Below are 13374 nucleotides of genomic sequence, written 5' to 3'. Positions count from 1 at the left end.
TTGCAGCCCGCAGCAATGCGGGCTACCCCTTCATGAGCCGTTTATGAAGCCAGATAAAGCCTGAGCCAACGCTGACGGGTTTTCCCAGGACATTGAATGGCCCGCATCAGGGATAATTTTTACAGCAACGCCGTTTTGTTGCAGGCGATTAAAATCGTCATCAGGCAGGGATCGCTCACCAAAAACTAACATTACCGGGCAGCTCAATGACAAGAACAGGTGTGCCCAGTCAGGTTTAACGCCCTCGACCAGGCTTGTTGCGCCGCGCCAGACGGCCCAGGGGGCATTGCTTTGAAGGCTTCCAGCCCACGGCGACGTTTCCGCCCGCAGCATGTCATCATAGCCCTGTTCCAGAAAATGTTGTTCCGTTTGGGCCGCAATTGCTCGGCTGAACATCCCGCCACCCGCATGAAAATTGGGTTCAGATACTATCAGGCCCTTAACGCGCGACGTTAACAGTGCTGCCGTTTCGATCGCGATACTCCCCCCCATGCTATGACCATACAGCCAGAGACTATCCAGGGCGAGATGGTTTAACAGTTCAACCACCACCTGCGCCTGTTCGCTCGTGCGATAACGGTAGTTGTCAGGTTTGTCACTGTAACCGCTACCGGGAAGATCGATCAGAATGGCTCTGCGCCCCCCGAAACGGGTATCACAGACAATACGAGGATATTCATACGACGATGCACAGCCCAACCCGTGGATAAACACAACCGGGTCACCGAAACCGGGAAGATCCTGCCAGCGCACAGTGCAGCCTGCTTGCTGCGAATAGAAACTGTTCATAAGCACTCCATGTATGACGGACTGTATATTTATACAGCCTCAATGTATGGAATGCTATGTCTGGATGCCGATTCTGGAAGCGTGCTTCAGAAAAGAGAGATCAACAGGGCAACAGGAAAGCTCATCGGCCAGGTGGAACCCACCAGGAATGCGCTCAACAGGCGAATACGTTTACGATCTTTAGACAGGAACCAGGTGATTAATGCGCAGATGGAGGCCATGATTGCGTAGAACACCAACATCTTTTGATACAACGTCATTCTGTTTACCTGAGCCGAAAAATAACCGCACGCAATATGCGTCATATGTTGACACAGATCAAGTTTTTTCGTTACATCATAACCACTTAAATACTAAGGATAATAACAACTGAGTACCTTGTGTAACAACGCCGGGTAAAGAAAAACGGTTATTATTGATAAGGTGCATATTAAATGCACTTTTTGATAAATCCATCCCCTCAGAAAGCAGTTTAATACCAGCAGGCTTTTAAGGGAGGAAACATGCTACGCATTCCGCAGAGTTGCATTCACACCCGTTCCACGCCTTTCTGGAACAAAGAAACGGCCCCCGCCGGCATTTTTAAACGCCACCTGGATACGGGCACGCGTCCGGGCGTTTACCCTCGCCTGTCGGTGATGCGTGGCGCAGTGCGTTATCTGGGCTATGCTGATGAATTTACACCTGAGCCTGACAGCGAGCTCGTCATTGAAGCGGGTCGTTTCGGCGTTTTCCCGCCAGAGAGATGGCACCACATTGAGGTGATGACCGACGACACCCTGTTCAATATTGAATTCTTTGTTGAACCTGAGGTGCTTAAGTCCCTTTAAGCGCCCGCCAACATGAAGGAAACTATTATGTTACGTATTCCTGAAAACTTTGTTCATACCCGCTCGACGCCGTTCTGGAATAAAGAGACCGCCCCAAAAGCGCTTTTTACCCATCACAACACCAAAGCCGGCGTGTACGGTCGGTTATCCGTCATGCAGGGTGCAGTGCGTTACTTTGGCTTTGCCGATGGCGACGCCACCGAACCCGATCTGGAAGTGGTCATTGAGGCCGGTTCTTTTGGCATCTCCCCACCCCAAAAATGGCACCGCATTGAGCTACTGACCGACGACACCTATTTTAATATCGACTTTTTCGCGGATCCTGCCGTCACGCTCAGCGGTGCGGGCATCGGTAAAGTGGTCAACACGCATAAGGAGTAAATAATGGGTAAGGCTACCTATACCGTGACCGTCACCAACAACAGCAACGGCGTGTCGGTGGATTATGAAACAGAAGCGCCAATGGAGCTGTTGATCCCGGACGTCGCGGCAGATGTCGTGAAGGATCTGGTGAACACCGTTCGCGCCTACGATACGGAAAATGAACACGAGGTCTGTGGCTGGTAAGCTGAATCGCCCGGCACTGCGCCGGGCATGAAGGTTTAGTGTTTGATCATTACATGCCGGACTACCGTGTAATCCTCAAGTCCGTAGACCGACATATCTTTGCCATAACCGGATAACTTCATCCCGCCGTGCGGCATTTCGCTCACCAGCATAAAATGGGTATTGACCCAGGTGCAGCCATACTGCAACCGTGCGCTGAGGCGATGGGCGCGTCCGACGTCTTTTGTCCAGACGGACGAGGCCAGGCCGTATTGCGAATCGTTAGCCCAGTTCAGCACCTGCGCTTCATCCTCAAATTCTGTCACACTGACCACCGGGCCAAACACTTCTCGCTGGACGATCGCATCTTCCTGCTTCGCCCCGGCCAGCAGCGTTGGCTGGAAGTAATATCCTGCCCCCTCACTTTTACTGCCACCGGTGACGACGCGGATATGTCCAAGGGTTTTGGCTTCGTCCACGGCAGCGCAAACGCGGGAAAGATGCGCTGCGGAGCTGAGCGGTCCCAGCTCGGTTGACGCATCGTCCGGCGCGCCCATTTTCAGGCTGGCAACGGCTGCGCCCAGCTTTTCGACCAGCGCGGGGTAAATCCCCTTCTGGGCATAGATACGACAGGCTGCGGTACAATCCTGACCAGCATTGTAGAAACCAAACGTACGCACGCCTTCAACCACGGCATCCAAATCTGCATCGTCAAAGACAATGACCGGGGCTTTTCCGCCCAATTCCATATGGGTACGTTTAACTGAAGATGCGGTATGCCCGATAATATGTTCTCCGGTAGCAATAGAGCCGGTGAGAGAAACCATACGGACTTTTTCGTGGCCGGTCAGCGGATCTCCTACGGTTTTTCCGCGACCAAACAGCACGTTCAGCACACCTGGCGGGAAGATATCTTTCGCCAGTTCCGCCAGCTTCAGCGCCGTCAACGGGGTGATTTCAGACGGCTTGATGACGACACAGTTTCCCGCCGCCAGCGCGGGCGCCAGCTTCCACGCCGCCATCATCAGAGGATAGTTCCAGGGGGCAATAGAGGCGACAACGCCAACCGGGTCGCGGCGGATCATCGAGGTATGTCCTTCAAGATATTCTCCGGCAGCCAGCCCGTTCAGGCAGCGGGCGGCCCCGGCAAAGAAGCGAAACACATCGACCACGGCCGGGATCTCATCTCCCTGAACACAGTGCAGCGGTTTCCCGCAGTTAAGGGACTCCACTTTTGCGAACGCGTCAGCGTTGGCTTCTATCACATCAGCCAGTTTCAACAGACATTCGGCGCGCGTTTTCGGCGTCGTTTGTCCCCACTCTGTGAACGCGCGATCGGCAGCATGGACGGCAGCGTCCACCTGTGCTGCCGACGCTTCAGCAATCTCCAGCAGCACTTCACCCGTGGCAGGATTATAAACCGCCTGCTTCTCACCTTCGCCGGTCACCAGTTCACCATTAATCAGCAATTGATTTTGCATAGCATCGTCCTGTTGAAATCGACATTGTTTTCGCTGTCAGCACACGTTCTGGCGGGCAGAAACGTGACAACGTCACGTTAACAATCCGCGCTCCCTTACTAAGGGTAGACCGCGCGTCATGTCGCTTCAGGAATTTTCATCAAGGTGTGACTGGGTGCAGCATCATTTCGCGGATTAACCCCGCCAGTTGGACGACCGCCTGCTCCTCCCGCTCGCCCCAGCCCCATGAGGTATTGAAACGGAAAAACGGTGTCCAGATATTGGAGGTGGAAAACATCTTGCCGGGCGCAATGCTGATTTGATGGGTTAACGCCTTCTCACTCAACCGCCCCGCATCCAGCTGTTCAGGCAGTTCAAGCCATAAAAAGTAGCCGCTGTCGTTATGATGGATTTTGACGCCGGCAGGCATATGACGCAAAAGCGATTGCCAGGCCTGCTGTTTGCGTTCAGCAAGCGTGCGTCGCAGGCGACGAAGGTGGGCGTCGTAACGTTTGGTCGCCAGGTAATCCACCAGCGCCAGCTGCATGGGAGAACTGGTGGACAACGTACTCATCAGCTGCAACTGCTGAATACGGCGCGCATGTTTTCCCGCCGCCACCCAGCCAATACGGAAACCGGCCACCAGACACTTGGAGAATGAGGAGCAGTGCAACGTCATATCCTGCTTATCCCAGGCCTTTGCCGGAAGCGGCTTTTCGCGGCCAAAGTAGAGTTCGCTGTAAACATCGTCTTCAATCAGCGTGACGTTATGCCGGGTGAGTAAGGCCACCAGCTGAGCTTTCTTCTCTGCACTCAGCGTGAAGCCGAGCGGGTTCTGACTGTTGGTCATCAGCCAGCAGGCTTTCACCGGATAATCATTTAACGCCTGCTCAAGGGCACTGAGATCGATGCCCTCACGCACGTCAGTGGCAACCGACAGCGCTTTCAGTTTCAGACGTTCAAGCGCCTGGAGTGCGCCATAAAAACAGGGGTTTTCAACGATAACCCAGTCCCCTGGTTCAGTCACAGCCTGCAAACTGAGGTTGAGCGCCTCAAGCGCGCCCGCGGTGATCACAATTTCATCCGGGGAGATATTCATTCCCTGCTGAGCGTAGCGACGGGCAATGGCATGACGTAAGTCGACGTTACCCGGCGGCAGGTTTTCAATCACGCTCATGGCGGTAGCCGTTTTGCTGACGTTAGCCAGCGATCGGTTGAGTTGCTGAAGCGGGAAAAGGCGCGGATCGGGAAACGCCGAGGCAAAAGGGACAACGGAGGGGTCGCGGCTGGCCTGTAGCACGTCGAAAATATAGGTGTTGATGTCGACCACTTCATCGCGCATCACCTGCGCGGGCGGTGCAGGCTGGTGTGTGGTCGGGCGGGCGGCAACGTAATAGCCTGACTGCGGTCTGGCAACAATGCGCCCCTGACTTTCCAGCATCTGATACGCGTGGCCCACGGTCATAAAACTCATGCCGCTGTTTGCCACCTGCTCTCGCAGAGAAGGCAGCTTATCGCCCGGCAACCATACGCCAAGCTCAATCTGCGAGATAATTTGTTGCGCCAGACGCTGGTATTTTTTCATCAGATTCTCCTTATTGCTGACAGTGTATATCAGCAGGAGAAAAAGAGAAGATTTTGCTAACTGTTATAGGAAACGCGGCAGATTACTTGCGGTACTCTGTAATGTGATTCTGAACAGAACGCGCTGCGGCCAGGTGGTCGAGCGTGATCATCGACGATTTGCAGAAAATGCATTTCGCGCCGAACGGATTTTTGTCAGACACATCAAAAGCTGAGGTGCGGTACTGCGAGCCATGACAGCATGGGCAGCGGAAATGGATATAAGAAGTCATAGGATTCTCCTGTAAACGTAAAAACGTAAATTACTCATGAGCCGATCAGGCAATAAAAGGTTCGATACAAAACTAATCGGAATGTAGATAAAGACCCAAGAGAGGCTGCGGAGAGGCACAACGTGATGAGAACTGCTTTATAAAACTACGTCAGATATTTATTTGGATTCAAAACCAGAAATCCATTAACGCATGTTGCTGGCGACAAAGCAAGCTGATTAATGCGTAAAAATCATAAAAAGAAATTTTTTATTCTTCCTTGTTAACTATATCAGCCAGATAAAGTTAAGCTTTTCCCACAACTGTTATAGATAATTTATCAAATTCTGCTTCTGATATCTCATTTGCCGCCTCTCTATCATAACAGTACACCGTTTAACATTGAGGCAGTGCATGTTTGGTTTAGATGCGTTTCATCTTGCGCGAATACAGTTCGCCTTTACCGTATCCTTTCATATTATTTTTCCGGCGATAACCATTGGCCTGGCGAGCTATCTCGCCGTGCTGGAAGGGCTGTGGTTGAAAACAAAAAATCCCGTCTGGCGCTCGCTGTACCATTTCTGGTCGAAGATCTTCGCCGTCAACTTTGGGATGGGCGTGGTCTCCGGCCTGGTGATGGCTTATCAGTTTGGCACTAACTGGAGTGGGTTTTCCCAGTTCGCGGGCAGTATTACCGGCCCCCTGCTGACCTATGAAGTGCTTACCGCGTTCTTCCTTGAGGCGGGGTTCCTCGGGGTAATGTTGTTTGGCTGGAATAAGGTCGGGCCGGGGCTGCACTTCTTTTCGACCTGCATGGTCGCACTGGGGACCCTCATGTCTACGTTCTGGATCCTCTCGTCAAACAGCTGGATGCAGACACCGCAAGGGTATGAAATCATCAACGGTCAGGTCGTTCCGGTGGACTGGTTTGCCGTGGTGTTTAACCCCTCCTTCCCTTACCGCCTGCTGCACATGTCGATAGCGGCATTTCTCAGCAGCGCGCTGTTTGTCGGTGCCTCCGCGGCCTGGCATTTGCTGCGCGGAAACAATACGCCCGCTATTCGCACCATGTTCTCCATGGCGTTGTGGATGACGTTGATCGTGGCCCCCGTCCAGGCGCTGGTGGGGGATATGCACGGGCTTAATACCTTAAAACACCAGCCAGCGAAAATAGCCGCCATTGAAGGCCACTGGGAGAATCCGCCGGGTGAGCCTACCCCACTGCTGCTGTTTGGCTGGCCGGATATGGAGCAGGAACGGACCCGTTTTGGCCTGGAAATTCCCGCTCTCGGCAGCCTGATCCTGACCCACAGTCTCGATAAACAGGTTCCGGCATTGAAGGAGTTCCCAAAAGAAGATCGCCCGAACGCCACCATTGTCTTCTGGTCTTTCCGCATCATGGCCGGCCTGGGAATGTTGATGCTGCTCCTGGGCGTGACGGCAATCTGCCTGCGTTATAAACAGCGCCTTTATACCTCACGTTCCTTCCTGTGGTTTGCCCTGCTGATGGGGCCGTCCGGGCTGATCGCGATCCTCGCCGGATGGGTAACAACGGAGGTCGGCCGCCAGCCCTGGGTCGTCTATGGTCTACAGCGTACAAAGGATGCGGTTTCCGCGCATGGCGATCTGCACATGAGCGTCAGTTTGCTGGCCTTCTTCGTGGTTTACACCGCGGTATTCGGCGTGGGTTACAGCTATATGGTGCGTCTGATTAAAAAAGGGCCGCAGCCCCATGAATCCTTCGCGACTGAATCCGATGGCCGCCCTGCTCGTCCGCTTTCTGCCGTCACCACTGAATTTAAGGAGTAACCGTAATGGGTATCGATCTTTCCATTATCTGGTCCGTGATTATCGTTTTCGCCACGTTGATGTATATCGTGATGGACGGTTTTGATCTGGGGATAGGCATCCTGTTTCCGGCAACGCCGAATGCGGACGACCGCGACGTGATGGTCAATAGCGTGGCTCCCGTCTGGGATGGCAACGAAACCTGGCTGGTGCTTGGCGGTGCGGCCCTGTTTGGCGCCTTTCCTCTCGCCTATGCGGTTATCATCGACGCGCTAACCATTCCACTGACAATAATGCTGATCGGGCTTATATTTCGTGGCGTCGCCTTCGAATTTCGCTTCAAGGCCACTCCGGCGCACCGCCCGTTCTGGGATAAGGCCTTTATTGGCGGATCAATTGTGGCGACCTTCAGCCAGGGCATCACCGTCGGCGCGGTCATCCATGGGTTCAGCGTCACTGGTCGCGCTTACAGCGGTAGTCCGTTTGACTGGTTTACCGCGTTCAATTTTTTCTGCGGTGCGGGTCTTGTGGTGGCTTACGCGCTGTTAGGTTCAACGTGGCTGGTAATGAAAAGCGAAAATGCCCTGCAACAGCGGATGCGTCAGGTATCGAAAGTGCTTCTGCTCCTGCTTCTGGTATTCATTGCAGTAATCAGTATCTGGACCCCTCTCGCCCAACCAGCTATTGCTGCGCGCTGGTTTACGCTGCCGAATCTGTTTTATCTGCTGCCCGTGCCTGCGCTGGTTGCGATCCTGAGCCTGTGCCAGTGGCGTTGCCTGAACGAACCTGCAAGCCATACTCTTCCATTTATCATGACGTTAGGGCTAATTTTTCTTGGCTTTAGCGGGCTTGGGATCAGCATCTGGCCGCATATTATCCCGCCGGACATTACCCTGTGGCAGGCCGCTGCGCCAGCCCAAAGCCAGGGCTTTATGTTAGTGGGTGCACTGTTGATCATTCCCGTGATTCTGGTCTACACCTTCTGGAGTTATTACGTTTTTCGCGGAAAAGTACAGCATGGGGAGGGTTATCACTGATGCAACAACCTGTATGGAAACGTTTGATGTGGCTTGCCATCATCTGGGGCGGCAGCGTTCTGGCGCTGGCCTGCGTAAGTATGCTCTTTAAAATGCTGATGGCCGCAGCCGGATTTAAATCGCACTAACTCACTGACCGGGTGCGCCGCCGCCCGGTCCCTTCCCGCACTTTCAGATAAACCCCATTAACACCCAGGAGGGTATGGTTACACTGAAAAAATATTTACAGCATTGATAGTTTGAGAAGAAAAATGAAAAAGCTCGCGGCAGTAAGTTTAATCAGCCTCGCACTGGCTGGATGCGTTAATCCTGGTAAAGCCTCCGTTCAGACCGAACAGCTAGAGAATCATCGTTTCGTTCTGGAAAATGTGGATGGCAAAGCGGTTAAAGGCGGGAAAACCCAGCCTGAAATTCGCTTCAGTGCGCAACCCAATATCAGCCTGATTAACAACATTGTCGTCTCCGGCACAATGTGCAACGGCTTCAACGGCCAGGGGAAACTGTCCGAAGGAGAGTTGACGGTCAAAACGCTGGCAATGACGCGGAAACTCTGCACCGAGCCGCAGCTAAATGAACTGGATCAGACCATCGCCGATATGCTACGCACAGGCGCACAGGTAGACCTGACCGAAGACCAGTTAACCCTGGCGACAGCCAATAAAACATTGATGTTTAAGCGAGTTGAATAACTCAGTAGCTTCCGCACGAACCTACGGCAAGCGACTGCTCACTACAGCGTTTGCCATTTGGCAATGCGCACATGCCGATGGCGGAGCCATCGAGCTGACGGGCAACGGAGAGTGAACCGCCGATCATTGCGCAGTTGGCCTGACCTGAACTGGACATAGCCGCCCGCATACCTGGCGTAACGTGTGCCGCTGTCGCCTGCTGTACAGGTTCATTGCTGCATGCCGACAACAGTAACGCGGCACATCCGACCCAAAATGCTGAACGCATACCTTCCTCCCCATAATTAACGCGAAACCTATGCATAATAGGCATCACGCGCCGCATCGTCGAGAGCGGATGTGCGTATTTATGCGCCCTGGTAACAATTTCTCGCAATTTTTTAACGCGAGTAGCCATCGAGTCATTGATACAGCGCATACCAAGGACACAAAAGCGAAAATCGTAAAACCTGAGCTTTGCTAAAATACACAGATAATATTCAGGGTCTGTCGTCGTTTTTCAGGCCCCTCTTTTTGCGCAATGTAAGGGTGTTGTCCTATGCAAACTATTGACGGCAATGGTGCAGTCGCGTCTGTTGCGTTTCGTACCAGCGAAGTGATCGCCATCTACCCCATCACTCCCAGCTCCACGATGGCTGAACAGGCTGACGCCTGGGCTGGTAATGGGATAAAAAACGTCTGGGGCGATGTCCCGCGGGTTGTAGAGATGCAGTCCGAAGCCGGTGCCATTGCCACCGTGCATGGTGCGTTGCAGACCGGTGCCCTGTCGACCTCGTTCACGTCGTCTCAGGGGCTGCTGTTGATGATCCCCACGCTTTACAAGCTGGCTGGGCAATTAACGCCGTTTGTGTTGCACGTTGCCGCACGCACCGTAGCCACTCACGCTCTCTCTATTTTTGGCGACCACTCAGACGTGATGGCCGTGCGTCAGACCGGCTGCGCTATGCTCTGCGCCAGCAGCGTGCAGGAAGCGCAGGACTTCGCGCTGATTTCGCATATCGCCACGCTGAAAAGCCGTGTGCCTTTTATTCATTTCTTCGATGGTTTCCGTACGTCCCACGAGATCAATAAAATCGTTCCACTGCCGGACGACACCATTCTGAATCTGCTGCCGCAGGCGGACATCGATGCGCATCGCGCTCGCGCCCTCAATCCGGAACATCCGGTGATCCGGGGTACCTCTGCGAACCCGGATACCTATTTCCAGTCCCGCGAGGCGACAAACCCGTGGTACAACGCGGTCTATGAGCACGTTGAACAGGCGATGGACGATTTTGCCGCTGCGACGGGCCGCGAATATAAGCCGTTTGAATATTACGGTCATCCGCAGGCCGAGCGCGTGATCGTCCTGATGGGCTCCGCCATTGGCACCGGTGAAGAGGTGGTTGATGAGCTATTGACGCGTGGTGAAAAAGTTGGCGTGCTCAAAGTTCGCCTCTACCGTCCCTTCTCAGCGAAACACCTGCTCGCAGCCCTGCCGGACAGCGCGCGTGCAGTGGCGGTACTGGACCGCACCAAAGAGCCTGGCGCACAGGCTGAGCCACTTTATCTGGATGTGATGACCGCTCTGGCTGAGGCGTTTAACCGCGGTGAGCGCGAAACGCTGCCGCGCGTCATTGGCGGGCGTTATGGATTGTCTTCCAAAGAGTTCGGACCGGAGTGCGTCCTGGCGGTATTTGCTGAACTCCGCGAGGCAAAACCGAAGCCGCGCTTTACGGTCGGCATTTATGATGACGTGACTAACCTTTCTCTCCCCTTGCCGGAAAACACCCTGCCCTCGACTGCGAAACTGGAAGCGCTGTTCTACGGTCTGGGTAGCGACGGCAGCGTCTCGGCGACCAAGAACAACATCAAAATTATCGGCAACTCTACGCCGTGGTATGCGCAAGGGTATTTCGTCTACGACTCCAAAAAAGCGGGCGGACTGACCGTTTCCCATCTGCGCGTCAGCGAACACCCGATCCGCTCGGCATACCTGATTTCTCAGGCGGATTTTGTTGGCTGTCACCAGCTCCAGTTCATTGATAAATATCAGATGGCCGAGCGCCTGAAGCCCGGCGGTATTTTCCTGATCAACACCCCTTACAGCGCCGACGAGGTCTGGGCACGCCTGCCCCAGGAAGTGCAGGCGGTGCTTAACCAGAAACAGGCGCGCCTGTATGTCATTAACGCCGCGAAGATCGCCCGCGAATGCGGCCTGGCGGCGCGCATCAATACGGTTATGCAGATGGCGTTCTTCCACCTGACCAATATTCTGCCGGGCGACAGCGCGCTGATGGAGCTTCAGGGTGCAATCGCCAAAAGCTACAGCAGCAAAGGTCAGGAACTGGTTGAGCGCAACTGGCAGGCGCTGGCGCTGGCCCGCGAATCGCTGTTCGCGGTGCCGTTGCAGCCGGTCAATGCCAGCAGTCCGAACCGGCCGCCAGTGGTGTCTGACGCCGCCCCGGATTTCGTCAAAACCGTCACGGCGGCGATGCTTGCCGGACTGGGCGACACCCTTCCCGTCTCTGCGCTTCCGCCTGACGGAACCTGGCCGATGGGCACGACCCGCTGGGAAAAACGCAACATTGCCGAAGCGATCCCTATCTGGAAAGAAGAGCTGTGCACCCAATGCAACCACTGCGTGGCGGCCTGCCCTCACTCGGCCATTCGCGCCAAAGTGGTGTCGCCAGAAGCGTTAGATGGCGCGCCGGAAAGTTTGCACTCGCTGGATGTAAAATCCCGCGATATGCGTGGTCAGAAATATGTCCTACAGGTGGCGCCGGAAGACTGTACCGGCTGTAACCTGTGCGTCGAGGTGTGCCCGGCGAAAGATCGTCAGGACCCGTCAATCAAAGCCATCAATATGATGTCGCGTCTTGAACATGTTGAAGAAGAGAAAGTGAATTATGATTTCTTCCTCGACCTGCCCGAAATCGATCGCAACAAGCTGGAACGCATTGACATTCGTACCTCGCAGCTCATCACCCCGCTCTTCGAGTACTCCGGTGCGTGCTCCGGCTGCGGCGAAACACCGTATATCAAACTGCTCACTCAGCTTTACGGTGACCGAATGCTGATTGCCAACGCGACGGGCTGCTCGTCAATCTATGGGGGTAACCTGCCGTCTACGCCATACACCACCGACGCGAACGGTCGCGGCCCGGCGTGGGCAAACTCGCTTTTCGAGGACAACGCAGAATTTGGTCTGGGATTCCGTCTGACGGTCGATCAGCACCGCGCCCGCGTAATGCGTCTGCTGGCACAGTTTGCCGATAAGATCCCGGCAGAACTGAATGATGCCCTGCATGCGGAGGCCACACCTGACGTTCGTCGCGCGCAGGTTGCTGAACTGCGCAACGCGCTTCAGGGTGTTGAAGGGGCTGAACAACTCCTGACTGATGCTGACGCGCTGGTTGAAAAATCTGTCTGGCTGATCGGCGGCGACGGGTGGGCCTACGATATTGGTTTCGGCGGTCTTGATCATGTCCTGAGCCTGACCGAAAACGTCAATATTCTGGTGCTTGATACTCAGTGCTATTCCAACACCGGCGGACAGGCCTCGAAAGCAACGCCATTGGGGGCGGTCACGAAATTTGGTGAGCACGGCAAGCGCAAGGCGCGTAAAGATTTGGGCGTCAGCATGATGATGTATGGACACGTCTACGTCGCGCAGATTTCGCTGGGGGCGCAGCTCAACCAGACGGTGAAAGCCATTCAGGAAGCGGAAGCGTATCCAGGGCCGTCGCTGATTATCGCCTACAGTCCGTGTGAGGAACATGGCTACGATCTGGCGCTCAGCCACGACCAGATGCGTCAGCTCACCGCAACCGGCTTCTGGCCGCTGTACCGCTTTGACCCGCGCCGTGCCGATGAAGGGAAATTGCCGCTGGCGCTGGATTCGCGTCCGCCGTCAGACGCCCTTGCCGAAACCTTACTTCAGGAGCAGCGTTTCCGCAGGCTGAACGCTCAACAGCCAGAAGTGGCAGAGCAGCTATGGAAGGATGCGGCAGCGGATCTACAGAAGCGTTATGACTTCCTGGCGCAACTGGCGGGAAAAGCCGAAAAATCGACCAGTGCATAACTTTATGCCCGGCTTGTCCGGGCATTTTTTTGCCAAAAAAAGCCCGATGCACGTGCACCGGGCGAATCCAGAAGATCGGTGAAAATTGCCTCAATGTTCTGAACAATATTCACGTGAATTATGGATGAAAAAATCTTAAAGGCATATAACGGCGTGGAGGTTACCTTGTTTTCCGCGTAATTAATAATTTTTATTTTGTATTGATTATAATAATTCATTCATGACATCTATCGTTATTTCTACCGCATCATTTAGTTTAGATTTTACTTAACCCGTAACAATTATATTTTATTCATCCGCCGTCAGAGTGATTTAGCATGGGACAGCTTTCCAGCCC

General features: G+C 54.2%; 14 protein-coding genes. 8 read left to right on the top strand and 6 right to left on the bottom strand.

The annotated features are described in order from the left end of the window. Positions 1-30: 30 nt before the first annotated feature. Positions 31-789, bottom strand: a complete 759-nt coding sequence (locus tag INF61_RS12940) for an alpha/beta fold hydrolase (protein ID WP_039270671.1) — start codon at positions 787-789, stop codon at positions 31-33. 86 nt (positions 790-875) lie between these two features. After that, on the bottom strand, positions 876-1049 hold the full coding sequence (locus INF61_RS12935) for a GhoT/OrtT family toxin (protein WP_003856960.1): 174 nt from the start codon (positions 1047-1049) through the stop codon (positions 876-878). Between the two features lie 243 nt (positions 1050-1292). On the opposite strand from INF61_RS12935, the gene INF61_RS12930 reads away from it, so the two are divergent. The 3 genes from INF61_RS12930 to INF61_RS12920 are packed head-to-tail and all read left to right on the top strand — an operon-like array spanning position 1293 to position 2186. Beyond that, positions 1293-1619 (top strand): DUF1971 domain-containing protein, encoded by a 327-nt coding sequence (locus INF61_RS12930; RefSeq protein ID WP_015570441.1) that lies wholly within the window; start codon positions 1293-1295, stop codon positions 1617-1619. A gap of 27 nt (positions 1620-1646) precedes the next feature. Beyond that, positions 1647-2000, top strand: a complete 354-nt coding sequence (locus INF61_RS12925) for a DUF1971 domain-containing protein (protein ID WP_003856958.1) — start codon at positions 1647-1649, stop codon at positions 1998-2000. Positions 2001-2003: 3 nt separating this feature from the next. Next, positions 2004-2186: a DUF1869 domain-containing protein gene (locus INF61_RS12920; protein WP_003856955.1), complete on the top strand. Its 183-nt coding sequence runs from the start codon at positions 2004-2006 to the stop codon at positions 2184-2186. A 35-nt stretch (positions 2187-2221) separates the two neighbouring features. Here INF61_RS12920 and patD read toward each other — a convergent pair whose 3' ends face one another. The 3 genes from patD to INF61_RS12905 all read right to left on the bottom strand — a co-directional run bounded on the left by patD (position 2222) and on the right by INF61_RS12905 (position 5481). After that, positions 2222-3646: an aminobutyraldehyde dehydrogenase gene (gene patD, locus INF61_RS12915; protein WP_193547804.1), complete on the bottom strand. Its 1425-nt coding sequence runs from the start codon at positions 3644-3646 to the stop codon at positions 2222-2224. A gap of 139 nt (positions 3647-3785) precedes the next feature. Further along, complete coding sequence (locus tag INF61_RS12910; RefSeq protein WP_193547803.1) at positions 3786-5210, bottom strand: PLP-dependent aminotransferase family protein; 1425 nt, start codon at positions 5208-5210, stop codon at positions 3786-3788. 82 nt (positions 5211-5292) lie between these two features. Beyond that, entirely contained in the window at positions 5293-5481 is a 189-nt protein-coding gene (locus INF61_RS12905; protein WP_017382267.1) for a hypothetical protein, read from the bottom strand. Positions 5482-5874: 393 nt separating this feature from the next. On the opposite strand from INF61_RS12905, the gene INF61_RS12900 reads away from it, so the two are divergent. From INF61_RS12900 to hslJ, 4 genes are all read left to right on the top strand, one after another. Beyond that, on the top strand, positions 5875-7269 hold the full coding sequence (locus tag INF61_RS12900; protein WP_047747226.1) for a cytochrome ubiquinol oxidase subunit I: 1395 nt from the start codon (positions 5875-5877) through the stop codon (positions 7267-7269). Positions 7270-7274: 5 nt separating this feature from the next. Further along, positions 7275-8285, top strand: coding sequence for a cytochrome d ubiquinol oxidase subunit II (cydB, locus tag INF61_RS12895; RefSeq protein WP_047747224.1), 1011 nt, complete (start codon positions 7275-7277; stop codon positions 8283-8285). Then, positions 8285-8413, top strand: a complete 129-nt coding sequence (locus INF61_RS12890; protein WP_017693358.1) for a DUF2474 domain-containing protein — start codon at positions 8285-8287, stop codon at positions 8411-8413. Before cydB ends, INF61_RS12890 begins: the two co-directional genes overlap by 1 nt. 123 nt (positions 8414-8536) lie before the next feature. Continuing rightward, entirely contained in the window at positions 8537-8974 is a 438-nt protein-coding gene (gene hslJ, locus INF61_RS12885; RefSeq protein WP_015570436.1) for a heat shock protein HslJ, read from the top strand. Between the two features lies 1 nt (position 8975). Here the strand turns inward: hslJ and INF61_RS12880 are convergent, their stop codons facing one another. Further along, positions 8976-9242, bottom strand: coding sequence for a DUF333 domain-containing protein (locus INF61_RS12880; RefSeq protein ID WP_003856935.1), 267 nt, complete (start codon positions 9240-9242; stop codon positions 8976-8978). 270 nt (positions 9243-9512) lie between these two features. Between INF61_RS12880 and nifJ the strand changes: the two genes are divergently transcribed. After that, entirely contained in the window at positions 9513-13037 is a 3525-nt protein-coding gene (gene nifJ / locus INF61_RS12875) for a pyruvate:ferredoxin (flavodoxin) oxidoreductase (protein WP_193547802.1), read from the top strand. The last annotated feature ends 337 nt before the right edge of the window (positions 13038-13374 follow it).

The organism is Enterobacter cloacae complex sp. P18RS, assembly GCF_014982105.1.
Lineage (GTDB): Bacteria > Pseudomonadota > Gammaproteobacteria > Enterobacterales > Enterobacteriaceae > Enterobacter > Enterobacter hormaechei_C.
Note: the sequence above shows the minus strand (reverse complement) of the source record. Positions and strands in the feature narration are given on the sequence as shown.

Coding starts and splice junctions, on each gene's coding strand:
- INF61_RS12940 (WP_039270671.1), bottom strand. CDS start 789: ATGAACAGTTTCTATTCGCAGCAAGCAGGCTGCACTGTGCGCTGGCAG.
- INF61_RS12935 (WP_003856960.1), bottom strand. CDS start 1,049: ATGACGTTGTATCAAAAGATGTTGGTGTTCTACGCAATCATGGCCTCC.
- INF61_RS12930 (WP_015570441.1), top strand. CDS start 1,293: ATGCTACGCATTCCGCAGAGTTGCATTCACACCCGTTCCACGCCTTTC.
- INF61_RS12925 (WP_003856958.1), top strand. CDS start 1,647: ATGTTACGTATTCCTGAAAACTTTGTTCATACCCGCTCGACGCCGTTC.
- INF61_RS12920 (WP_003856955.1), top strand. CDS start 2,004: ATGGGTAAGGCTACCTATACCGTGACCGTCACCAACAACAGCAACGGC.
- patD (WP_193547804.1), bottom strand. CDS start 3,646: ATGCAAAATCAATTGCTGATTAATGGTGAACTGGTGACCGGCGAAGGT.
- INF61_RS12910 (WP_193547803.1), bottom strand. CDS start 5,210: ATGAAAAAATACCAGCGTCTGGCGCAACAAATTATCTCGCAGATTGAG.
- INF61_RS12905 (WP_017382267.1), bottom strand. CDS start 5,481: ATGACTTCTTATATCCATTTCCGCTGCCCATGCTGTCATGGCTCGCAG.
- INF61_RS12900 (WP_047747226.1), top strand. CDS start 5,875: ATGTTTGGTTTAGATGCGTTTCATCTTGCGCGAATACAGTTCGCCTTT.
- cydB (WP_047747224.1), top strand. CDS start 7,275: ATGGGTATCGATCTTTCCATTATCTGGTCCGTGATTATCGTTTTCGCC.
- INF61_RS12890 (WP_017693358.1), top strand. CDS start 8,285: ATGCAACAACCTGTATGGAAACGTTTGATGTGGCTTGCCATCATCTGG.
- hslJ (WP_015570436.1), top strand. CDS start 8,537: ATGAAAAAGCTCGCGGCAGTAAGTTTAATCAGCCTCGCACTGGCTGGA.
- INF61_RS12880 (WP_003856935.1), bottom strand. CDS start 9,242: ATGCGTTCAGCATTTTGGGTCGGATGTGCCGCGTTACTGTTGTCGGCA.
- nifJ (WP_193547802.1), top strand. CDS start 9,513: ATGCAAACTATTGACGGCAATGGTGCAGTCGCGTCTGTTGCGTTTCGT.